Source organism: Sinomicrobium endophyticum, from assembly GCF_052983315.1.
On the sequence record NZ_JBRKIS010000071.1, the window covers coordinates 22,611 to 46,147 of the forward strand.

At 41.0% G+C, this 23,537-nt stretch carries 22 protein-coding genes; 9 read left to right on the top strand and 13 right to left on the bottom strand.

Going from position 1 to position 23,537, the window contains the following annotated elements; all coding sequences use genetic code 11:
- Positions 1-710: 710 nt before the first annotated feature.
- Together ACVBDU_RS23925 and ACVBDU_RS23930 are read left to right on the top strand one after the other, a co-directional pair.
- Positions 711-2,219 (top strand): hypothetical protein, encoded by a 1,509-nt coding sequence (locus tag ACVBDU_RS23925; RefSeq protein ID WP_447182193.1) that lies wholly within the window; start codon positions 711-713, stop codon positions 2,217-2,219.
- The gene (locus ACVBDU_RS23930; protein WP_447182194.1) at positions 2,219-3,121 is read left to right on the top strand and encodes a DNA adenine methylase; all 903 of its coding nucleotides are present in this window, start codon (positions 2,219-2,221) and stop codon (positions 3,119-3,121) included. Before ACVBDU_RS23925 ends, ACVBDU_RS23930 begins: the two co-directional genes overlap by 1 nt.
- Before the next feature lie 421 nt (positions 3,122-3,542).
- Here ACVBDU_RS23930 and ACVBDU_RS23935 read toward each other — a convergent pair whose 3' ends face one another.
- The 8 genes from ACVBDU_RS23935 to ACVBDU_RS23970 all read right to left on the bottom strand — a co-directional run bounded on the left by ACVBDU_RS23935 (position 3,543) and on the right by ACVBDU_RS23970 (position 9,997).
- On the bottom strand, positions 3,543-4,508 hold the full coding sequence (locus tag ACVBDU_RS23935; protein WP_447182195.1) for a restriction endonuclease PLD domain-containing protein: 966 nt from the start codon (positions 4,506-4,508) through the stop codon (positions 3,543-3,545).
- 14 nt (positions 4,509-4,522) lie between these two features.
- Positions 4,523-4,945: a phospholipase D-like domain-containing protein gene (locus tag ACVBDU_RS23940; RefSeq protein ID WP_447182196.1), complete on the bottom strand. Its 423-nt coding sequence runs from the start codon at positions 4,943-4,945 to the stop codon at positions 4,523-4,525.
- A gap of 15 nt (positions 4,946-4,960) precedes the next feature.
- Positions 4,961-6,202 carry a DNA cytosine methyltransferase gene (locus tag ACVBDU_RS23945; RefSeq protein WP_447182197.1) on the bottom strand — a complete coding sequence of 414 codons (1,242 nt, stop codon included), beginning with the start codon at positions 6,200-6,202 and terminating at the stop codon, positions 4,961-4,963.
- A complete protein-coding gene (locus ACVBDU_RS23950) occupies positions 6,192-7,262 on the bottom strand; it encodes a DNA cytosine methyltransferase (protein ID WP_447182198.1) in 1,071 nt (356 codons plus the stop codon). Before ACVBDU_RS23950 ends, ACVBDU_RS23945 begins: the two co-directional genes overlap by 11 nt.
- Positions 7,255-7,587, bottom strand: a complete 333-nt coding sequence (locus tag ACVBDU_RS23955) for a helix-turn-helix domain-containing protein (protein WP_447182199.1) — start codon at positions 7,585-7,587, stop codon at positions 7,255-7,257. The genes ACVBDU_RS23950 and ACVBDU_RS23955 overlap by 8 nt, the downstream gene beginning before the upstream one ends.
- Before the next feature lie 252 nt (positions 7,588-7,839).
- Positions 7,840-8,265 carry a very short patch repair endonuclease gene (locus ACVBDU_RS23960; protein ID WP_447182200.1) on the bottom strand — a complete coding sequence of 142 codons (426 nt, stop codon included), beginning with the start codon at positions 8,263-8,265 and terminating at the stop codon, positions 7,840-7,842.
- A 93-nt stretch (positions 8,266-8,358) separates the two neighbouring features.
- The gene (locus tag ACVBDU_RS23965) at positions 8,359-9,297 is read right to left on the bottom strand and encodes an AlbA family DNA-binding domain-containing protein (RefSeq protein ID WP_447182201.1); all 939 of its coding nucleotides are present in this window, start codon (positions 9,295-9,297) and stop codon (positions 8,359-8,361) included.
- Between the two features lie 172 nt (positions 9,298-9,469).
- Complete coding sequence (locus ACVBDU_RS23970) at positions 9,470-9,997, bottom strand: hypothetical protein (RefSeq protein WP_447182202.1); 528 nt, start codon at positions 9,995-9,997, stop codon at positions 9,470-9,472.
- A 361-nt stretch (positions 9,998-10,358) separates the two neighbouring features.
- On the opposite strand from ACVBDU_RS23970, the gene ACVBDU_RS23975 reads away from it, so the two are divergent.
- The 5 genes from ACVBDU_RS23975 (at position 10,359) to ACVBDU_RS23995 (ending at position 16,505) form a co-directional block, all read left to right on the top strand.
- Positions 10,359-10,571, top strand: coding sequence for a hypothetical protein (locus tag ACVBDU_RS23975; RefSeq protein ID WP_447182203.1), 213 nt, complete (start codon positions 10,359-10,361; stop codon positions 10,569-10,571).
- Positions 10,572-10,687: 116 nt separating this feature from the next.
- A complete protein-coding gene (locus tag ACVBDU_RS23980; RefSeq protein WP_447182204.1) occupies positions 10,688-13,693 on the top strand; it encodes a SusC/RagA family TonB-linked outer membrane protein in 3,006 nt (1,001 codons plus the stop codon).
- 11 nt (positions 13,694-13,704) lie between these two features.
- The gene (locus ACVBDU_RS23985; RefSeq protein WP_447182205.1) at positions 13,705-15,090 is read left to right on the top strand and encodes a RagB/SusD family nutrient uptake outer membrane protein; all 1,386 of its coding nucleotides are present in this window, start codon (positions 13,705-13,707) and stop codon (positions 15,088-15,090) included.
- A gap of 29 nt (positions 15,091-15,119) precedes the next feature.
- Positions 15,120-16,187, top strand: a complete 1,068-nt coding sequence (locus ACVBDU_RS23990) for a TlpA family protein disulfide reductase (protein ID WP_447182206.1) — start codon at positions 15,120-15,122, stop codon at positions 16,185-16,187.
- A 3-nt stretch (positions 16,188-16,190) separates the two neighbouring features.
- The gene (locus ACVBDU_RS23995; RefSeq protein ID WP_447182207.1) at positions 16,191-16,505 is read left to right on the top strand and encodes a hypothetical protein; all 315 of its coding nucleotides are present in this window, start codon (positions 16,191-16,193) and stop codon (positions 16,503-16,505) included.
- A 43-nt stretch (positions 16,506-16,548) separates the two neighbouring features.
- Here the strand turns inward: ACVBDU_RS23995 and ACVBDU_RS24000 are convergent, their stop codons facing one another.
- The 5 genes from ACVBDU_RS24000 to ACVBDU_RS24020 form a co-directional block, all read right to left on the bottom strand.
- Positions 16,549-16,812: a hypothetical protein gene (locus tag ACVBDU_RS24000; protein WP_447182208.1), complete on the bottom strand. Its 264-nt coding sequence runs from the start codon at positions 16,810-16,812 to the stop codon at positions 16,549-16,551.
- 78 nt (positions 16,813-16,890) lie between these two features.
- Complete coding sequence (locus tag ACVBDU_RS24005) at positions 16,891-17,337, bottom strand: MauE/DoxX family redox-associated membrane protein (protein WP_447182209.1); 447 nt, start codon at positions 17,335-17,337, stop codon at positions 16,891-16,893.
- A gap of 282 nt (positions 17,338-17,619) precedes the next feature.
- Positions 17,620-19,158: a glycosyltransferase family 39 protein gene (locus tag ACVBDU_RS24010; protein ID WP_447182210.1), complete on the bottom strand. Its 1,539-nt coding sequence runs from the start codon at positions 19,156-19,158 to the stop codon at positions 17,620-17,622.
- Positions 19,159-19,379: 221 nt separating this feature from the next.
- Positions 19,380-20,330, bottom strand: a complete 951-nt coding sequence (locus ACVBDU_RS24015; RefSeq protein WP_447182211.1) for a helix-turn-helix domain-containing protein — start codon at positions 20,328-20,330, stop codon at positions 19,380-19,382.
- A gap of 49 nt (positions 20,331-20,379) precedes the next feature.
- On the bottom strand, positions 20,380-20,772 hold the full coding sequence (locus tag ACVBDU_RS24020) for a DUF7793 family protein (RefSeq protein ID WP_447182212.1): 393 nt from the start codon (positions 20,770-20,772) through the stop codon (positions 20,380-20,382).
- A gap of 363 nt (positions 20,773-21,135) precedes the next feature.
- On the opposite strand from ACVBDU_RS24020, the gene ACVBDU_RS24025 reads away from it, so the two are divergent.
- Both ACVBDU_RS24025 and ACVBDU_RS24030 read left to right on the top strand, forming a co-directional pair.
- Positions 21,136-21,957 (top strand): RteC domain-containing protein, encoded by an 822-nt coding sequence (locus ACVBDU_RS24025; protein ID WP_447182213.1) that lies wholly within the window; start codon positions 21,136-21,138, stop codon positions 21,955-21,957.
- Positions 21,958-23,065: 1,108 nt separating this feature from the next.
- Positions 23,066-23,527, top strand: a complete 462-nt coding sequence (locus ACVBDU_RS24030; protein ID WP_447182214.1) for a hypothetical protein — start codon at positions 23,066-23,068, stop codon at positions 23,525-23,527.
- Positions 23,528-23,537 lie beyond the last annotated feature (10 nt).

Consider the following 23,537-nt stretch of genomic DNA (forward strand, 5'->3'; position numbering starts at 1 on the left):
AATAGTGCAAATCCATATTGTTGGAAACCGTATATTCCCCAAACAGTAAAAAGCCCGGAAATCAGGCTGGTTATACCAATTGCGACCCATTTTCTTTTATTGTCGTTTGTCGGTATTACTTTGTTTAATAGTCGTCTCATTGTTTCGTTTGGTCAAATACCGGATACATCCCGTTAGTTACTACGGGGTTAAGGTACTGATTTTTCGGTTTCGCACGGACGTGAGTAATTCTTCCGTTGTACTCAAATGAGAGCCGGCCGGCCCCTCAGAGAGGAGCACAACGTATTGGCCTGTCACGAATGTGCAGTGGTCTGCGAAGTCAGAGACATTCGCATAGCATATGACATTTCGGAGAGCGGGTTCAGGTATGGCATTTCTTTTTTTAGAGAGATTACATCCGTAATTATAATTTATAATGTGTCACACACCCAAAGAAATGAAAAAAAATTAAAGGCAACATACGGATTACCGTAATGAAGTGTAAATCATTAACCGTATGTTTGCCCCTGGCAATACAAAATGTGTATCGGTATAATTTTATGTAACATCTTGTGTGTTAATCATATGTTATGATAAGTATACGTTTGAGAAAAACAAGAAATGGGTTATAGTATTGCATATATTTATGAGTTAGCGGTAATTTAAAAAAACCATAACCTTATCAGAATAATTAATTAATTTTGGAATTTGGCAGTATTAAAATCAATTTTATGAATAAAAATTACGATTGGCTTGTAAAAAAAACACCACGTTCTGTTGACCAATTAAAATTGTGGCCAGAAAACCCAAGATTAAATCCAGAAGAAACGCATTTAACTCTCAAGGAATATGCAGAAGACTTGACCTTTGACAACGCCGAAAAAAATGATTTTTTTGAACTTGTAAATTCAATAGTCGCAGATGGTTTTGTTCCAGCTGACCCAGTTGTAGTATGGCAAAATGAATATAATAAGAAACACTATGTTGCAGAAGGAAACCGTCGTGTTGTAGCATTGAAATTATTGCGTGAACCAAAAAAATCACCAAAATCAATACGTAGTTTCATTCGTAAAGCTTCTTCCCAAATAGATATTACGACAATTGAAAAAATACCTGTCAATGTTGCACCATCTTTTGAGGACGCAGAATGGTACATAAATCAAAGAAACAGTTCATCCACACTTCAAAGAAGGTGGTCAAGGGTTCAACAACAGAGATGGATAGTTACTCTATACCAAAAACACGATGGCGACCTTGATAGAATTTTGTCCGTTACAAAATTGACCAAGAGTGAAATTGAAGGAATTATAAGGACTTTAAAAATAAAGGATTTTGTAAAATTAGATATTGTAAAAAATAATCTAACTGATGAAGAATTTCAACTGGCCGATTCTTATCGCTTCCCAATTACAATTTTAGAACGATTTTTCAGTTTTGCGGATGTAAAAGAAAATTGGGGTTTAGAATATGATGGACTCGATGTCAATATTATTTCAAATGAAGATAGTTTTTATGCGGCTTTCACAGAATTAATAAAGCGAATTGTTAATAAAGAGGACGACAAAATAAACACAAGACTAAAGAAAGAAGATTTAGAGGAAGTTCTCTCTTCGTTGCCAACGGTAATTTTTGAGACCGAAGAAGATGACGTTGAAGATGAAAGTGAAAGTGACGACGGGAATGAATCCAGTGATGAAGAACCAAATAATGACGGTTCGGATGGTGCACCATCGAGCGAACCTGAACCAGAGTCGCCACCTGCACCAGACCCCATAAGTTTACTTAAAGGTAATCCTGACCGTACCAAAATGGTTTTAGAATGTTATAGTTTAAATACAGATAGTTATAGACTTTTAGGGCTTTTCAACGAATTCAAAAGGATACCTTTAAATTATAAAAATACAGTTTCATCATCATTGAGAGTTTTTGTCGATTTAGCAATTTTTAAATATATAGAAACAGAGGGTATAGAAGAAGATTTAAAACGCTGCTATCGAGATGAATTACGGAATATTCCTTTAAAGAAAAGGTTAGAGTATGTTAAAGCAAATAAATTGAGTGGCAAACCTCAAAATATTGTTGGCAGATTATTAGACCCTACAGCTCAATATTCTCTTGACGTATTAAATGGTTTTATTCACAGTAACGACACACACTATTTAAACAGACAATTTTTGAATAGCTTTTGGGATTTCTTATTTCCCCTATTTCAAGAATTATTAGATATTAGAGAAATATAATGCACTATTCGCCATTAAGATATCCAGGAGGAAAAAATAAGCTTTCGGCATTTATTGCTAAAATCTGTATTGATAATAATGTCAATGGACACTACGTTGAACCCTATTCTGGTGGAGCTTCAGTTGCCTTATTTTTACTTTTAGAAGGATTTGTTGAAAGAATTACTATAAACGATAGAGATAGGTCAATTTATGCATTTTGGCATTCAGTGCTTAATAAGACAAATAAACTCTGCGAAATGATTGAAAATGCGGAGTTGACTATCGAAGAATGGAAAAAGCAAAGAGAAATTCAAAACAATAAAAAATCAGTAGATTTACTTACGCTTGGTTTTTCAACATTTTATTTAAACAGAACAAATCGTTCTGGAATTATTAATGCTGGAGTAATTGGCGGTTTGGACCAATCTGGAGATTATTTAATGGATTGTAGGTTCAATAAATCAGATTTAATAGAACGGATTAAAAAAATTGCGAAAATGAAAAAAAGCATTAGGCTATATAAAAAGGATGCCATTAAATTAATTGACAAAATCCAAAATGAATCTCTAAACAACAATGTGGTTTTTTATTTTGATCCACCTTACTATTTAAAAGCAAGCAGTTTATATATGAATCACTACGAAGATGATAATCACAAAATGGTTAGTGAGAAAATTAAGGCTATTGAAAATATCAGATGGATTGTTTCTTATGACAATGTTCCCCAAATAAGGGAATTATATTCTGAATGTAAAAAGAAAGAATTCGAATTTAAGCATACAGCTTACGAAATTAGAGATGGAAAAGAAATTTTGTTTTTTAGCAACAATATTAAACGTCCAGAAATCGAAAATTGGAATCCTTTGAATTTCAAATTGAACCGAGGAAAAACTACCGCTAACATCGTATATAAGCAATAGCGGGTTTAGTGCTTATTCCAAAGAAAATGTATGAGTTAAAGGTCTGTGCTAAACCGAAAAATGAGTGCGTGTAGGTCACTACTGCTCATAGACATAGCCGTTCTCGCAATTTGAAAAAGATAATTCTCTACATATCGGTTGGACTTTTTCTTTTGGCCTGTAAAAAGGAGACAAAAGAAAACATTGTAATCACAGACGAATTCAAACTGGAATTTTTAAATCAGGTACTATCCGACACAACGGAATTGAAAGTTCTCATTACCAAAAGCCAATTCATTTCTAACGCTGGATTTGATGGAATGACATTTTTAGGTAAGGCTACAAATATAGGCTGCGAAGTCAGATGCATTCGCATAACATATAACACTTCGGAGAGCGGGGCGGGGGATTGCAATATGTTTGAACTTTGGGTGAGGTTTTTTTAGACAGAAAAGTCACATCTGTAAATTCCATCACCTATTAAGGAAACTGAGATGTCAGTCCTTCCATACCTTTCTAAATGATGTCTCCTTACTGGTTGACCTAAGGGAACTCCAATTCTTGCCCTTAAATATTCTCCCATTTGATTCTTTGCCGGAAAGGAACTGATTTGTTTAGGATATTGAACGCCATCAACATTATTAGTTCCTTCAAGTAACCCTTCCATAGTAATTCCATCATCCCAAATCAACTCAATAGCTTCATTTGACCGTTGCCTTCTGCCTCTTACATCAACTAGTTCTCTTTCTGTTAATTTTGGCGGAAATAAATCCGGAAACTGTCTTATATGAGTTATGCTTATTGGAATACAAGCATCGTCAATACCTCTTTTTGGAGAAGGAAGTCCATTTGCCATATACCCCCAATTTAAACCACTTGCATTGTGAGTTTCCCCATTGTCCATTAATAATGGCATATTACAAATAGCCTCCTCTCTTATGACTTCCTGTATTCCGCGTAACCCTATTTCAAGGCAAGAAATAGAATTATTAAAAATATGAGCAATATAATCGTTAAGAGGATTGAATGTATCACGAGTTGTCTCGGCTAGAATTTCACGATATGGAGTTGTTAGACCATTTGTTGAGAAATTTGCTGAACCAATTAGAGCGTGAATAATTTGTCCGTTTCTTCTCCAGGTGTAACACTTTGAGTGAATTGGTATTTGTGAGTAAAAAATATTTAGGTTTTCAACAGAATTTTGTATCCGGGTCAAAGAGTTGTGTAAATTTGTTTGAATACCCTCTGAACCATACATTCCATAAATAACCCTTGAATCAAAAGGGAGTTCTTCTAATCTTGCAACTGGATTTGGACCAAGATATCCCGAAAGAACGATTAGCTCATCAGCATCTATAATTTCATGTCTGTGAAAAATTATCTCTTCTAAGTTTTGGGTATATAACATGGGAGTATGAGAAATTAAATGCTGAAATCTAATCTATAATTCAAATTATCTATTCTCTCAATTGTGACAGTAGTGCGCCCATAGGCAATTAAATCTTCAAGAAAAATTCTTCTATTGACGGGTAGATTTAGGCGATTTCTAAAATATCTTCCTAAAATATCTTTATGAGGTGTAGAAGATATTTGTTTGGGGTATCCATCAGGACCATTTCCCTCAAACAGACCTTGCATGATTGTGCCATCATCCCAATGAAAATTTACTATCTGTTGTACAACAGGTTTAGGATAAAAAAGTCCGGGATTAGCTTTAATTGTTCCTATATGTATTGGAATGTATGAATCATAAGGTCTTGTATGATTTAGTAAATTTGACCCCCAATTCAGACCTCCTGTCTTATGCATTCTCCCATTTTTAGTCAATAATGTAATATCTGGCATGGTTGATTAATTAGATTAGTATGTCCCTAAATTAACCATATCTTTTATATTTTCAGATTTTTCACTTAAAATATTATATACAATCTCAGCAATAATTTTTGAAAAAGCGGGTGGTACTGCATTTCCAATCATTTTGTATTGATCACCTCTTGAACCTAAAAATTCAAAATCATCGTCAAAAGTTTGTAATCTAGCTGCTTCTCTTACTGTTATAGAGCGTGCTTGATTCGGGTCTGGGTGAATGTGACGTAAACCATCCTTGTATAAGTGAGCAGGAATGGTATTGCTGGGTTTATCTTCCCGGATTACGTGATATTTGTGAAAGTTTGAATCTTTTCCGGTTTTCTGTTTATACAATTCTATCAATGCTTTGCTTGATATGTATTGTTCTCTTCCACTCTTAATGTCTTCTGCGAGTAATTTAAAAATATCAATATCTCTTTCACTGTGCATACGTGGCTCGTGGTTCTTTGGAAGAGGAACACCGTTAAGTTTTACAGAGTGAGAAAGCTTTGGGTTTTTTGGGTCTGGAAATATTTTTGGCAAATATTCAAAAGCTGATTTTGAATTTAGTGGTTCAGAACTGGCTTTAGATTTCATTTTTAAGTAGAATGAATTTATTTTACTTCTACTTTCTTTATCTTTTGGCACTCCAAAAATTATAACTCTTTTTCTTTTTTGGGGTACATTGTAAAAAGACGTGTCAAAAAGAGCATTGCTTCTTAAATTATCTGTAATCTCATAGCCAATTTCATTAAACGCTTTTTTAATTCTTTTTACAATTGGAATACCTCCGGGCTTTGCTGATAAAATTCCTTCAACATTTTCAAAAACAAATGCCTTTGGTTTATAGTGGTTAACAAGTTTTACATAGCTTTCAAATAAGAAATTACGATAGTCGTCTTGCATTCTGTTTTCATCTCTGACTCTTCCTGCAATTGAATAAGCCTGACAAGGTGGCCCACCAACAATTAAATCAACTTTGCTGTTGCCAACCAAATTATCAAGTCCAACGCTTGATCCATAGGCCGAATCATTAAATCCATTGATTAACTCATCTGTTCTTTGAATGTCAAAATGTAGAATATTATTCTTGGCTAAATCATAACCCCATTTTTTTTCAAGCCGGGTTTTAAGTGTTTCAACCGTTGGAAACTCCCAGTCAACCGCTGCTAAGGTGCTGTATTTTCCAGTTTGTAGAAACCCATCTGTTAAACCACCACAACCTGCGAATAAGTCAATAACGTTAATCTTCATTTTGAAAGTAGCTTAAGAGTTGTTTACCTAATACTTCCCCTAAAATGGGTGGTACAGCATTCCCAACTTGTCTGTACTGCTGTGTTTTGTTTCCGAGAAAAACGAAGCTATCGGGAAAGGATTGTAATCTGGCATTTTCACGAACACTTGGAACCCTGTTCCACCTATAATGGAAATGATTTCTATGCCCTGTATCTATTGTTTTTGAAGGTTTCTGACTGTGATATCGGGTCCAGGCTTCATTAAATTTTCTTGAGTCCCCAACCCCCTGTGGAAGATCTTTATGATTCCCTCCTTCAGGGACCTGAGAGATGACATTTATTACATGCTCCGTATGTTTTGTTCCTAAATGATTGTATAATACTTTATTACCATTTCGCATTGTTTTTTGATAACTGCTAAAAGGATTCTTGTCATATAGAAGTTCTTCATTTCCTGTATCTGAAACCAAGTCAGGTAAATCACCAATTGCGTCTCTGCAACCAATATAATTTTTGGGAGTGTGTGTAGGTTCAGGAAATTCAAATACACCTAAATCTTTTCTCAATGCCACAAAGAATACACGCTTTCTTATCTGTGGCACTCCATAATCCGGAGCAAAAAGAAGTTTAGGGTTACAGTTGTAACCCATTTTATTACAAAGAGCGATAATTTCTTTTTTTGCTTTCCCACCGTAAAGTGTTAGCAAGCCGGGTACATTTTCAATAATTATTGCTTTTGGATTTATTTTTTCAGCTAATCTGAATACTGCATAAAATAATGAGTTTCGCTCATCATTTTCTTTTCTGGAGCCAGTTAAAGAAAATCCCTGACAAGGTGGTCCCGCAATTATTACATCTATATTTTTTCCATTAGATTCTTTTATGATCCTGTCAATTGACGAATCTTCATGCAGGTCCAGAAGTAACGCTTTGGAATCATTATGATTTTTTTCAAAAGTCTTTAAAGCAATTTCAGTATTATCTACACCTAAAATGACATGAAATCCGGCTTGCTGAAAACCGTAAGAAAATCCGCCACATCCTGAAAATAAGTCTATTGCAGTAAATTTTTTACTCATTGTCAAAATTGAATTGTCCTTGTTTGGAATTTATACTTTTCAAATACCTGGAGGTATCCTCTGCGACTGAGAAAATAGAATCAGAACATTTATACTTAAACGCTTCTCTGGCAAATTTATCGGCAAAAAACAGGTCAGTAACCTTTTGTAATTCAATTTCAAATAATTCAGAAAGCTTTTTTAATTTAGATCTACTAAACTTTTGACTTCCATTCTCAATTCGACTGATGGCACTGGTATTAATCCCGATTTTTGCCCCGAATTCAGTTTGTGTCCATTCTCGTTTTTCCCTTTCAGTTTTTATGAAATGTCCGAAGCTTGCCATTTTTCAGGTTTAATCAAAATTGGATTTGATCTGTTTACTGCAAAAATAAAAATAATTTGTGATTTTTGCGTCAAGTTTATCCCTTTTTAATGTATAATAAACAGGAGGAGTAAGAGCCTTTTTTATTTTATGAGTAAGATATATTAGAATATGATTTAATTTTTTTATAATGCTTTGATGAGAGGTGGATAAAACTGAATGTAAGTGATTTTCCATTGATTGGGAGGTACAATATCAATTTTTGATGTCGGCTTATTTTGAGTTTGTTTTTATTAGTACGACTATTTCTTCAATAGTTTGTTCAGCTACATCTTTCTTTAACTGACATTCAAAGATAGTTAATGCCTGCCAGCCATTGTCTCTTAATCTGGCCGTGTTTTCTTTATCCCGCTCTCTATTTCCGTTTATTTTGTTCAGCCACCATTCTGTTCTGGTTTTTGGTACTACAAAGTACCGGCACCCCTCATGCCCGTGCCAGAAACATCCATTTACAAAGATTGCGGTTTTATATTTTGGGAGTACGAGGTCCGGTTTACCGGGTAGGTTTTTAACATGAAGCCGATAACGAAAACCTTTGGAAAATAAATATTTACGGACTATTATTTCCGGTTTTGTATTCTTTCCCCGAATCCGACTCATATTATAACTCCGGGTCTTTTTATCGTGTACATCTGCCATTTAGGAAAATTTGTTTTTTCATTGTCCCTAAGATTATATAACTACATGAATAATCGTAGTTAATTTTAGGGTAGATTACATTTAGTATTTCCCTTAGTTTAATTTTTTAAGTTCCTCAATCAATGTATTTCGGTCTTCAAAATGGCCCTCTGATAATATTTCTTTTTTTGTTGGAGAATACGTCCGATAGGTACAATCAAAATTTGTATCTCTGGACCAATAAGCAATCATAACAAGGTAATTTGACCGACGATGCTTTACCAAGACCGGAATGGAAAAATGGATTACTTGAACAAGTACCTGATTTGTATTCTGCGTTGTTGAATATTTTTTTCCTAATTCATCGTCATAAAACCTAAACAAATATTCATCACTTTCCACATCATTAACATTATAGATGTCAAGCAAAAAAGAAACTTTATCCGCAGGAACCTCAGACTCATTTCTCACCCTGCAGATTATTTCATCCATTGAATTAGTTCGTCTATTAATTTCTATTTCTGCTTCTAACTGAGGTACCCTTCTTTTATTAAACAAGGCTTTAACTAAGCCATGAGGAGCGGGTTTAGCTTCTTTTTCTAGTCTAATGTAATATTTACCGCTTGAGGAACTTTGATGTGGAGGATTTAAGGACTGCGGGACGTTTATCAAAAATACATTGCCCTTTTCGGTTAAAAACTCCTTGATTTCAATATTTAAAGGAGGAGGAGTTATATTGGTTACAATTTTTTGTTGTAACCAATCGGCACTTCGGAATTTTGAATATTCCAAGTCTCCCTGACAAACTTTAATCTTGTTTTTGCCAATAGATTTCACTTTTTCTCTTGGGCTGCCTACAATTATTAAACCACCTTCTGTATTTAGAAAAGCGGATATCTCATCATAAAGTTTAATGATTTCAACTTCACCAGTTTTGAATTCTAAAATTGATGTTTCTTCCTGTTCTTCGGAAAAAAAATCAATGATATGATCTATCGTTATATCACCAGAATCCAATTGAAATATTTCTTCAAAATAGTTAACGAAATTCATTTATCATTTTTTTGCTTTCATACAAGGAGCAGCAGGATAATCATGTCTAAACTTATGAGTAAGTTCGTTACCCCCAAAACTTTTCGATTTTTCTGTTTGGTAGTTCTCAAGAGGTTCTTGTAAAATGTTTTCCAAGTTTGACATAACGTCTATTGTACTTTGGACTTTAGACCTACTTATAGTAGGCATAATTCCTGAGGCCAATTTTTTTTCTTCGAAGTAATCCTTCTTCAAAAAGATTGTTTAATGCTTGACTAATGGTAGCACTACTGGCACTTTTATAATATTCTGTTTCTAAATATTCACGAACCTCTCCGGTTTTTTTAGGTTTGTCAAAAAAAGAAGCTTCTTCAATTAACTTTTTTATTGCTTCTACAATGGTAAATCGTTTCTCCTTAAATTTATTGTACGCAGAAGGATTATGGGTTTCAACATTCTGCCAGAAATTTTTAACAAGTGTTTTTTTGTCTATTTTATTTGAAGAGAGGTCAAGTAAAACATCTAAAGGCATTCCCGTATAAAATGAAATATGGAGTATGGTATTACTGTTGAACCCTTTAGCAGAGGAAATATGAGTAATCGTATTAGGAGTAAGTTTGGTTAAAGCAGCAAATTGGGTTGGTTTTAAACCCAGAATATCTATAATCTTCTGAATTCTAAGCCCTATTTTTTTTCTTTGTTCTTGGATAAACTTCTCCATTGAACAAATTGAATCAATATTTTAATCTATTTCAATTTAAATTTTTTGACATTAAATAGATTATTTTGTATATTTGCTTTTATTAAGAGTTTGATGCATGAATATTAAGCTTTAAATTTGCAATTCTTCAAATAGAAAATATTAGAAGCAATTGCTTTGAATCTCGCATTAGAAAACTGGTAATTTTTATGTGTACGAGAGGATAAGTAAGTTTGCTCACGACCCGGGCGTGGGCTCTCTTATCTGTACACAGGGTATACCAGTACCTCTAATGCGATAAGTTGAGTTCCACGCCCACCTTTTTGGTGGTGTTTTAGTACTCTTCTTAATACATAATATCCACACATTAACACTAAACATTATGAAAAAACGACACCAAAAATTGGAACAGTTACAAGAGGAATGTAACGCCGAGCTGGAAACCTTCCGGCAGTTACGGAAAACCCATGATACCCTTACCGGGGAACTCCGGGAGTGCTTACAAAAACTGGATGCACTGGCCCTTCGACCAAGCTCAGGAACCACCCTTCAGCAGGGCCCGGGAACCACCCCTCCGGTCAGTTTCAGGAATTAAAAAAACCCGGAACCTGCAACTTGGAACCTGCAACTTGGAACCTGTAATCTGAAAACCTGCAACCTAATTACCTGTAACCCCACAGGGCTTTTAGCTAACACTCAAATATTAAAATTATGAAGATCACCACATTAGCGGGCCTGTCCTGCTGGTGCCCCACATATATTGCCTTAATTTTACTTAGCCTACCGTTGCCTGCTATGGCATTACCCCCCTTACAAATTGATGACCAACACCAGGTAACCGGGACGGTTACCGACAGTAACGGCGAGCCGCTGGGCGGGGTCAACATCATCGTGTCCGGCAAAGGGCAGGGCACGATCTCCGGCTTTGACGGTTCCTATACCCTTACGGCCATTCCGCAGGATACCCTGGTATTTTCGTTCGTAGGGTTTAAAACCCGGAAAGAAAGGGTAGGGGAGCGGCTTACGCTAAATGTAGTATTACAAGAGGATGTCATGGCCCTGGGGGAGGTTACGGTCAATGCCGGGTATTATACGGTAAAGGAAAGGGAAAGGACGGGGAGTATTTCGCGCATTAGTGCGGAGGACATCGGCAAACAACCCGTGTCCAACCCGCTGGCGGCGATGCCGGGGCGGATGCCGGGGGTGTATATACAGCAGAACACCGGAGTTCCGGGCGGGGACTTCAATATACAAATACGTGGAAGAAACAGTATTGCCGGGGGTAATGCCCCGTTGTATGTGGTAGACGGGGTGCCGTTTCCTTCAGAGCCGTCTTCCGCCTTCGGTAACCTTATAACCAACGGTGGAAATTCCCTGAACGGTCTGGATGTAAATAACATAGCGAGTATAGAAGTATTAAAAGATGCCGATGCCACAGCCATTTACGGTTCGCGCGGGGCTAACGGGGTGGTGCTCATTACTACCAAAAAAGGAAATGCCGGAAAAGCTTCCCTGGATTTGAATATACAATCCGGAACGGGCAGCGTGGGCCGTTTTATGGACTTGTTAGATACCGGGCAGTACCTGCAAATGCGCCGCGAAGCCTTTGCCAATGACGGGGTAGAACCAACACCGGCAAATGCCCGCGACCTCTTGCTTTGGGATACCTCCCGGTATACCGACTGGCAAAAAAAACTGGTAGGAGGAACATCTTACCTCACGGATCTCCGGGGAGCGGTTTCCGGGGGCAATACACAGACCTCTTTTCGTTTCGGAGGAGGATACCGTAAGGAGACTACCGTTTTTCCCGGGGATTTTGGCTATCGGAAACTCTCCGGATTTTTAAACCTTACACACCGTTCGGAAGATAACAGGTTTCGGGCGGAGGTTTCTGTAAACTATGCGGCAGAAGATAATAATCTGATGTCCCGGGATATCACCTCTTTTATATTTCTTCCCCCGGTGGCGCCACCGGTCTACGATAACAACGGTAACCTGAACTGGGGGCCGGAAGGCGGTTCGTTTAATAATCCTTATAGTATTCTGCGAAGGACATACACTACCGGTACGGACAATCTCATAGGCAATGTGGGGTTGGATTATGAATTCCTTCCGGGGCTTCGGGCAAAAGTGGGGATGGGATATACCAGTATCCGGGCCAAAGATGTTCAGGTTACCCCTTGGAGCTCCATTCACCCGCTTTCCCTGTCTTATGAAGAGGCCAATTCCACTTTTGGAAATAAGAATACCAAAACCTGGATTGTCGAACCGCGGCTGGAATATGCCAAAACCATAGGCCGGGGAGAGCTCCGTATTTTGGCCGGAAGCACTTTTCAGCAAACAAAAAACGAAAGTCTGTATGTGTATGCTTCCGGTTTTTCGAGCGATGCCCTGTTGGAGGATGTGGCGTCTGCCGGAACCATCCGGTCCAATTCCGGGTATTCCGAGTATAACTACCATGCTGTTTTCGGACGGGTGAATTTTAACTGGGATTCCCGGTATATCCTCAATCTTACCGGGCGGCGAGACGGTTCCAGCAGGTTCGGACCGGGAAAGCGATTTGCCGGTTTCGGGGCCGTAGGTATGGCCTGGATATTTTCGGAAGAACGGTTTTTAAAAAATTCCCTGCTCAGTTTTGGCAAGCTCAGGGCCAGTTACGGCACATCGGGGAATGACCAGATCGGGGACTACGGTTATCTCGATACCTATTCCTCAACAGTCCCTTATCAGGACCATGCCGGGTTATACCCCACCCGCCTGTTCAATCCCGGGTATGGCTGGGAGGTCAATAAAAAACTGGAAGTAGCGCTGGAGCTCGGTTTGGCCCGCAATCGTGTTACGCTCAGTACGGCCTGGTTCCGTAACCGCTCGTCCAACCAGCTGGTTGGGCTGTCGCTACCCCCGGTGACCGGTTTTTCCTCCATACAGGCCAATTTACCCGCTCTTGTACAGAATACCGGTATAGAAATAGCGCTTCATACGCAGAATATCCGCTCGGAAGACTTCATCTGGGACACTTCGGTCAATATCACCATACCCCGTAATAAGTTACTCGAATATCCGGGCCTGGAAAATTCGGGCTATACCAACACTTATGCCATAGGGAAATCGCTGAATATCCGGAAAACTTTCCGGTATACCGGTATCGAACCGCAGACCGGAATATACCGCTTTGAGGATGTAAACGGGGATGGCCGCGTGTCCTACCCCGACGATCTGCAGGCCATTAAAGCCATAGAACAGGATTTTTTCGGGGGCGTGCATAATAGCCTTTCTTATAAGGGCCTTCAGCTGGATGTCTTTTTCCAGTTTGTCCGGCAAACGGGGAATACCTCCTTGTTTGCTACCCGTTCCGTTCCGGGTACATCCGGCAATCAGCCGGTTGAGGTTATGGAGCGTTGGCAGCAGCCCGACGATGTTTCTAATGTGCAGCCATTTACTCAAAGTGCTTCTTCAGCACAAACTATTGCCTTTAACCAAAGCCTGTTTTACGGGGACAACACCATAGGGGATGCCTCCTTTATACGTTTAAAAACCGTGTCCCTGTCGTATTCTGTCCCTACTCGTTACCTGTCCGGGATGAAAGCCCGGGTGTATGTACAAGGTCAAAACCTGCTCACCATCACCGGCTACTCGGGTTTAGACCCCGAGTACAGTACCAGTATGAGACTTCCTCCGCTGCAAATGCTTACTGCCGGCGTACAACTCACTTTATAAATCGACAAGAGATGAAATTATACATGCTGAAAAGAATAAAACACTGGCTTTACTTCTTGCCAATTGCCGGAATAGTGTTTTGCTGTGAAAACTTTACCGAAACAGGCGCGCCGAAGACAGAACTCATAGGAACCCGGGTATACACTACGGATGAAACGGCTACGGCTGCTGTTACCGGGATCTACAGTCGTATGATGAGTGGTTTCGGAGGCTTTGCCAATTACAGGACAACCTTATGGGGCGGGTTATCGGCCGATGAACTGGACAATTTTTCGACCGATATGTCCCAGGTCGAATTTTATGAAAATGCACTGTCCCCGACCAACAATTTTGTGGGGAATTTATGGAGCGAGCCGTATAATTATATTTATCATGCCAATGCCGTACTGGAGGGGCTGGAAAACGCTGACGAGATTTCCCCGGTAATCAGGCGGCAGTTAAGGGGAGAAGCCCTTTTTATACGGGCTTTTTGTCATTTTTACCTCGTTAACTGGTTTGGTGGAGTACCTTATATAACCACTACGGACTACCGCGAAAATTCCTTGGCTTCGAGATTACCCGAAGCAGAAGTTTACCCGTTGCTTATAGCCGACCTGGAACAGGCGCGGGAATTACTGGAAGCTGCTTATGTTACCGGGGAAAGGATTCGCCCTAATCGTCATACCGCTACAGCGCTGCTTGCCCGGGTTTACCTATATTCGGGCGATTGGCTTAATGCCGAAACCATGACAACTGAAGTCATAGCCCTTCACGGGATATATGAATTGGAAGAAGACCCGGACAAGGTATTTCTGGCCAATTCCACAGAGGCTATCTGGCAGCTAAGGCCCGTTACAGGCAACAGGAACACGGTAGAAGGATACAGTTTTATACTCACGGCGGCCCCCGCCAATTCTGCCCTGAGCCACCGGGTCATAGATGCCTTTGAACCCGGAGATATCCGGAAAACGCGATGGACAGGGAGTATTATCTCAGGGAACAGCACCTATTATTATCCCTACAAATACAAGGTAAGAACAGGGAGTGAACTTTCCGAATACTATATGGTTTTCCGGCTGGCCGAGTTATACCTGGTCCGTGCAGAAGCCAGGGCACGGCAGGGTAATATTTCCGGGGCCGGGAAAGATCTGAACGTTATCCGCAACCGGGCCGGTCTGGCCAATACTACGGCAGCTACACAGGCAGAAATGCTGGATGCCGTGTTCCGGGAAAAACGCGTGGAATTCTTTGCCGAATGGGGGCATCGCTGGTTCGACCTCAAACGTACGGGAAGGGCCGGTACGGTACTGGGAACAGTAAAACCGGGATGGCAGCCCACCGATGTATTGTACCCTGTTCCACATGCCGAAATTCAGAACAATCCCAATATGGAACCAAATCCCGGATATGAATTATGAATAACAATCACCCGAAAAACGTAATTTCAATGACCAATATCAGATGTATCGCATACCGGATAAGTATTGTATTTGGCCTGGCCTTCATCCTGCTGGGATGTAAGCAGGGCCGTGAACAGGCTGAGGTCACAGACAGGCTGAAAAACGAAGGGGATGGTTATCCCGAAATAGGAAAACCGTGCCCTCCCTTTACGCTTGAGAGTATAACCTATTACCATAAAGAGCAAGCTTCCCTCGAAGATTTTAAGGGAAAACCCTTGATCCTGGATTTCTGGACCAGGTCCTGCAGGTCCTGTATAGCGAGTTTCCCAAAAGTGAACTGGTTACAAGAGCAGTTCGGAGACCAGGTTCGGTTTATGCTGGTAAGCCGGGAAGATGGCAAAAATAAGGGAGTCCGGGAAGTGTATGAGAGATTTCGGAAAAGGTATAAACTCAATTTACCCGTAAGTTATACGGCCGAACTGTTTGATAAGTTCGGGGTAACAACCGTGCCTCATGTGGTATGGATAGACGGAGAAGGTGTGGTCAAAGCTATTACCTCGGGAGCACAGGTAAAAGCGGAGAATATACAGGATTTTATAGCCGGGAAAGAATTAAAACTCTTCAAAAAACCGAATCGGGAAGAGGAAGAAAACATGGCACGACAAGAAGAGTCCGCCGCGGAAAATGAGGATACGGAAACGACCGGGGTCCTGTACAGATCAGAACTGACAGGCGTAAACAGGGCTATATACAATACGGCTTTTCCATCCAGTTTTGTGCCCTCCCTGGTTGAGAAACACAGTGGTTTTCGGATGGATAATGTGTCTGTAGAAGGTTTATACAGGTTGGCCTATACCGATACGGTTCGGTCTGTACCCTATGACAGGAAGAATACCAGCTACGGAAAGTTTTGGGCAAGACCTGTGCTGGAGGTTACGGACTCCTCGGCATTCGAATTTGACAGGGAAGCAGAAAAGGGGGTGTATTGCTACCGACTAAAGGTGCCAGAAAACAAAAGCCGTGACCCGTTATACGTACAACAAATAATGCGCAGGGACCTGAAAAACTATTTCGGATATGATGTACAGGTAGAAACCCGGCCCATGCCGTGCTAGAAATTGACATTAGCTTCGGAAAAGATCAAACGGGAATTACAGACCCAAGGCGGAAAGCCTGAAAGAGATAGAAGCGATTCCGGCTTAAAATTGGTTAATCGGCCCGTACATCACTTAATCATAGATTTATGGGGCAGCAATCAGTTACAACCACCATTTATTGATGAAACCGGGATTACCGGGAACATTGACATTTCTTTGGAAGGGTTTTTGGGCGATTTTAAAGGATATAGAAAAGCGCTTCGGGAAAGAGGATTAATACTGGAGAAAGGAAAGAAGAAAATGAAGGTTATCGTGATCAGGGACCCAAAGGATTAAGGCCCAAAAAAAGGATTGGTGAATGCTCACCAATCCTCCCTGTTTAATCAGGCTGAGGCCTGTGCCATGCGGCAGAACATCCACTATCCTGGTAATAAGTGAAATTTTCTCCGTTTTCTACTTCATTACAAATCGGATTATTAGGATTCGTAGAAGTACATACGGCAGGCTTCGTAGCAGCCTGGCATGGAGTAGTTGCCGATTCCCTCCAGGCATCCTGTGCGGGAGCAAGGATACTCGAAGCAAAGGCACCTCCGGCAGCAATTACAAAGGCTGCAGCCATCATCAGATTTCTGGAATATTTCATGATTCAAAAATTTAGATTTACGCCTACTCTGTCTTCCGGGTTTTCGGCTTCCCCCGTATGTATTGCGCAATACATATATTATACCTGGGCAGTTTTCATTTTATCGGGTTTGGTGTAAAGCAATATCGCTGCAATGGCCAGGGCTACGAAGACCAGGTTAAACACCAGGTGTTCCGTCCATCCCAGCTTTTCCAGGATACCCCCGCAGGAGCAGGGCACATAGGGCGAAAAGTAAAGGACGGCCACGATATAGGCCGTAAAGAGGGTCATCAGGCTCAACGAGGCATAGAGGGCCGCGAGCCGGAACCGAGGCACAAAGAGCAAAAGCGAAATGAGGAGCTCCGCGGCCGGTACCGCCCATACCACCCCGTCGGCCAGGGTGGTAAGCAAAGGCGACTGCCCCAGCTGCGCCTGGAATTTTTCGAATTCCAGCCATTTGCTTGCTGCTGCATAAACAAAGAGGATCATAAACAACAGGCAAATGATGTCTATAATAATCCCTTTATGTTTTTTATACCATTTCATACCGCTTACAATCCTTTGATTTTAAACAGTATAAAGTTCCGTAATAATTTTTGTTACTTCCGGGAACGGGCTTGTCACATCGGGATTATTTTTTTGAGGTAAAACCTTACATGAAGTGTAATTGGTTGTTTAGTTATTGGGTTATGGAGTTACTGAGTTATTAAGTTTATTGGGTCACCGCCTAAATAACCATCAACCTATTAACTTATTAACGAACTCAAGGATTATTAAGTTATTGAGGGCGCTATCTGAATCCTGTTGCCGGAAAAAAATTTACAAAAGTTAGTTATGATTCTTTATCCGATTTAATTCTGCTTCAATCCTCTGGTTTATATCGACCTTAGATTCCTGAAAAATAAAAATTGTTGTACCGAATTCCCGGGCATATTTATTGGTAACGGAATCTGAAATTATGGAATGTTCAAAGTAAGGACTTGTTTCCATAAGTTCATGCTCTCGTTCCCATCCGTTTTTTACCCGTATGAGATGGGTATAATCTTTTTGTAGATCGAACCAATTTACATAATCGGCATCAAATGAAACGGCTTTTATCCCGTTTTCAAAATAAAAGTTAATAGCCCCGGCTTGCCCGTAATTATCACAAAGCACCAAAGTTCGTTCCGGGTCATTTAAAATCAAATAGGCCTTATCCACCTTAGTGGCTAATTCTTTCCACCCCAGCATATCTGCAAAATCTTGAGGAATTTCATGGTCTTTACCATCTTCCCATCGAAGCAACCCCAGGGCTTTATACGTATCCTGGTTGCGGATAATATATTCTGGTGTTTTATTTGGGAATGCTACATTAAAACTTAAAATGAATACCAATACCGGCACTATAAACAGTATGGGTTTAATAATTTTTCCGAACGTATGGTCCGGAATTCGAAATACATAAACAGAGCCTATGGCAATGTAAACAGGGTATAGTCCAATAGCATAATAGTCCTTTGCTTTCAGATACGTAAATAGGGTTAATATGAATAGAAACGCCCAGAATAAGAACCGAAACTTTTTAAAGTAACTGGAAAACAGGAGCCCATAAAGAGCGCTGATCATGACAACAATGGAGCCTGTAAAAAACAAAAGCTGGTTTTTCAGAAATAATGTTCTCGGCACATGTACAAGTTGTGAATCGGCCAATGCATTTAAGTGATGAAATACAGGGAAACCGTTTTGGTATTGCCATATCAGATTCGGACTTACAATCAGCAATGCCAGTACTATGGCCAGGTAGATTTCCTTTCTGAGAAACAAGCGTCTGCTTTTTGTAATCATTAAGGCAGGCGCTATACCCAATGCTAAAAAGATGATATTGTATTTATTGAGAAAGCCTAAGGCAAAAACAATAGCCGTATAGTATATCCATTTGCTATGGTCTGTGTTGATGTATTTTATTAAAAAGAAAAAAGTTGTAGTCCAGCATAATACATCAAACGAATTAGGCTGATAAAGTGTGTTTAATCTTAGCAATACGGAAAACAGTATACAGGTAGCCCCCAGTATTTTGGCATACAAATTACCTTTAAGCTCCGATATGGTTGCCCATACCACAACGATGGTTAACGCTCCGAATAAAACAAGGAAAAATTTAATCCAAAATATGCTGTTACCGAGAAGTTTAATGAGAAATGAAATCCAGGATATAAGAGGGGGAACGGAAGCAAATCCGAAAGCCAAATGGTTGGCCTGATCCAAATGAAGATATTCATCGCGTTGTAAATCATATTCAGGAGCTATTAAGAAATAGTGTAACAAAAATTTCAGAAGTATAAATCCTGATAAAATAATGATGTCCTTTTTTCCTATTTTTAATGACATGATGCACTCAAGACGAGTTCTATATATAAAAGACGAAAATCGTCAAATTATGTTACGGATTTTAACGATAAACAACGTTTTCATCTCATTTGCAATAGTGTATTTCCCCGCTGAGGAGTGGCCCGGACGGATACATCTACATAACTTAATCACCTGTTAACCCGGTTACTATAACACGTCTATTTCCACTTTCTACCCCCCGGCTTGCAGTCCGGAGCGGTTTATTTTTTCTTTGGCTTCTTTTGTAAAAGTTCCTTTTGCAGCTGCTTCGGGGAGTGGCCGAATTTCTTTTTGAACGCCTTGGAAAAGTTAGGATAGTCTTTAAAGCCGGCCATTTTAGCAACTACCGTTAGGGGGATGCCGGAATGTTCTACCAGCAACCGGGCTTTTTGGAGTCTTTCCCCGTGATGAAACTGGAAGATGGTCTTTTGGAAGACCTGTTTAAACCCCTGTTTCAGCTTGTATTCGTTGGTTCCGAAATCATGGGCCAGCTGCCTCAGGGAGGGTAGCGGTTTTTCCGGGTTATGGAGGATATGGTCGTATACTTTCTGGAGCAGGTGTATATCGGGCTTCCCATGAAATGTATCCGGGTTGTGGTGTGGCGTGCCGACGTTTTTTAAAGAAGTACGGTCCAACAGGTCTTCCTGTAGCACGGTCTCGGTAGAAGTGACCAGGATACCCGAAGGATTTCCCTCACTATCCCTAAGCCTGGAAATGGTACAAAAGGCAGGGACCAGGAACTGTTGCCGGGTGGAAAAAACCAGTTGTACGGCGTATTGCTGCCATGGACTTAACTTGTCTTTTGCCGCTTCCCAGGTCTCCAGGGACTCGGCGGAGAGTAAATCTTTAAAAGGCTTTTGGTGAAACGTTTTTTCTTCATAACCGAGGATATTCGCCACCGGGGCGTTAAACCACCGGATCCGGTATTGATGGTCCAGTACAAAACTCATCTGCACCAGGTGCCGGTAGGAGTCATGGGGGTTGATATAACTGTAATGCTGCAAGGTTTCCCGGAGTTGTTCCACCGTCATATTAAAGCACATGATCAGGGCTTCCAGGTTATCATTACAGCCCGTTCTTTTGATTTTATAGGAAAAATTTCCCTTAGACATGGCAACCAGCATACGGAATATGCTTCTGATCCTTTTCTCATTAATATCTTCTGTGTTCATGATGTGGGATAGTATTGGTTAGTATACGGAATATCTTTTAAAGCGAAGCTTATACGGTGTAGGGTTTCAGGAAGTCAATAGCGCGGCTTTCTTCGGTAAACAGAAGATAGGGGACATCGGGACGGGGTTTATGGATTTCCAGGAAATATTCCATGAGTTCCATACCTATCGGTCTATGGACCAAAAAGGCAACGGCTTTGGCCAGGACAAAACCTCTTCTGGCAATATAATCCCTTCCGGCCTTGTCCGTCTCAACAACGCCGCGTATATCACAAAGAATAGGGTATGCGGTATGGTGCTGAAATTCTATACGGTCTGCCGTGATGATCCTGGCGGCGGGTAAATCTATAATAGTGTTCGGCTTATAGACGTGGAAAAGAATGCCGCCTTCCATCCGGTACGAAGTATATTCATTTTCAATATGATTTTCGGATACATACATGGTTTATAGATGTAATGGAATAAAAACTACAAAAAAAACAGGCTCTTGTCTGTGATTTTAACATTTACAATGATTTAAATGTTAAAATTTTAAGACAATCCATCCGAAACTTGTCAATAATGCATGTGTTTTTTGTTCTATAAGGATTTTAACTATGGCCATAGAAATAGCATCCGGTAATTTTTTTTAAATTCGGAAAACGTTACTACCCCCCTCGGACCGGTTTCGGGTCCGGTTTAACACAGATCATAACCCCCGGGGTAACCGGGGATAATGCTATGGAGGATACAATTTATAATCCGGGCCCCAACCTGTACTTAACCGCCACATTCTCCTTATTTATAACAGAGATACCCTGAAGATATGGTATATGAAGCTGTTATTGCTAATTTTAACCGGGAACTACGAGATATAAAGACGTTTCACCATGCCATGCCCGAAATTCGCCGGGGGGTGCTTTTGTGTCGTAAAACCTTATGCCGGCTACAGGAAACCGTAAAGAAAGAAGGATTCCATACCCGGGCCGATGAAATTTACTTTTTCAAAGAAGTCAAAGTCCATCCTTTAAGCTGGCTGATCTACTTTACGGAAATCGGTACATACCAGCTGCGCAAACCCAGGACAGGTAAAGACCTTCAAAAACAGTTCTACAAAAAACAACTCCAAAAAACCGACAAGTTCTTCCAAAAGCACCGGGAATTCATCTATTATATGGAGCAGGGATACACGCACCTGGACAGCCAATACTTTACAAGAACTTCCGGGGCATATTTTCCCTTTCCATTCCAAGGCTACCGGGACCCGGGTTTTTCCACTTCACACGATTTGTTGTGGGCCCGGGTAGGTGCTATGGAGCGGGTGGTGGAATTTGTTAAAAAAGCCATGCTACAACGTTCCCCGGCCCCTTTTTTAAATGGCCGTGGCCGGTATCCCCTGGCCTGGACCGGGACCAAAGCAGACCTGGTAGAGCTCATCTATGCCCTGTATAGCGGAAAAGTATTTAACCACGGACAGGCTGATATTGCAGATATAACCGCTGCGTTTGAAACTTTTTTGGATATCCGATTGCCACAGGTGTATAAAACCTATGCTTCGATCAAGGCCCGCAAAGGACAACGGGCAAGGTTCCTGGAAGAACTCATCTTTTATCTCACCCAAAAGATGGACCAGGATGACGCTTTATAGCTTCGGGGCAAATATACCCGGTGTGGCCCCCCAACCCTTAAAACCACAACAAGTACACGTCTCCCGATAATCCCGAAAGCTTCAGGATTATCGGGATGAAGAAGAGGAGCTTGGTGGAGTTATAACGGGTAAAAGAGGGAAGAAAAAACCAAAAAGCTCCTCCCTTGAGATAAATCTTGTCCGCCGAAGAAGGAGGGAGGTACCCGAGCGCAGCGAAGGGGGGGAAGCCCCGGACCATTGGTATCAGCGCAAATGTTTGGGTATATACGCCAAAGTTGGGGCTGGTCAAAACTCCCCGTCCCGCAAAGCGGTCCACCCCTCCCAGCCTGTCCGGCAGGCAGGTTCATCACAAGAGGGGAGCCTTAAAAAAGAGCTCCTCCCTTTAGATTGGGAAAGTTATCAAAAATGAATAAATCTGCTGAACGAAATGACATTGTACTTTAGCCTGTCCTGAGCCCTTCGATAAATTCAGGACAAACTAAAGTCGAAGGACCCGGCGTACCAAAGATGTATTTTTCTCTGCGGTTCTTTGTGAATGCTCTGTGCAACTTTGTGTAATAGCTATTTCACAAAGACACACAGAGATCTCACAGAGTTTCGCAAAGATGGAGTCATTCCGGCAACCAGGCTGTCACCCCTCTGCCTTCGGCATCTCCCCTCAAGGGGAGAAAATATAATATTCTTTACATTAAAACTCACCAACCAAAGCCTTAATCTCTTTTAAGAGCACTAAAGCTCCCCTCTTGAGAGGGGCCGGGGGTGTGTCCTTATAAGTTTTTTCCTAAGAACTCCTAAAGAAATCCGTAAGAAGAAAATCGCTGTATTTCCCGTGAAATTTAGCGCTGTTTGCCGGTTTATTCCAGGGAATGATGCTTCAAAACCTTATTAATACCCTCAAAACGTATAAATGTTAAAGTTTATGGTAATTACCACCCGTATGGGTATAAACCTTAACATTTCACCGGGAGCTTTGCATGGTGAAGGTCAGGTCGGGGGAGTTGATGAGTTGGGTAGTTGTGAGTAACACCCTCTAATACTCCCACACTCCAAGACTCCCAAACTCCCCAACTCCAGGACTCCAAAAATTAACCTTAAAAAACAAAAAAAGATGAACACACAAAGCAACACCCAAAAACCCCCGCATCCGGAACCGTTCCGGCTGCGGAAAGTAACGTGGGAAGACGACTATGTCGATTTCCTGCACGACCAGGCCCAGGGGCCGCGATACCGGCACCTGCGAAGATGGATGAAACAAGCCGTCCTTATACTCCTGCTGTTATCGGCCTTCCTGTATGCCGGTCCGCTGCTGCGGCTGGCGGACAGCACCGCAGCCACGGTAGATGCCGGCACCCTGAGCCTGCTGCTGCTGGTACTGCTGGGCGTAGCCGCCTGCCACCTGCTGGCCGGCCTGTTGGCCGCACAACTGTATCGCAGCTTCAGACGGCTGCTGGACAGCGCTTTTACCACACATTCCCTAAAACTGAACCCATGGCAACACGTATGTATTTACCTGGCTGGCTATATATCCTTATTCTGGGGTATGGCCCTCTGGCTCTCGCGAATGATGTAACCACCCTGCG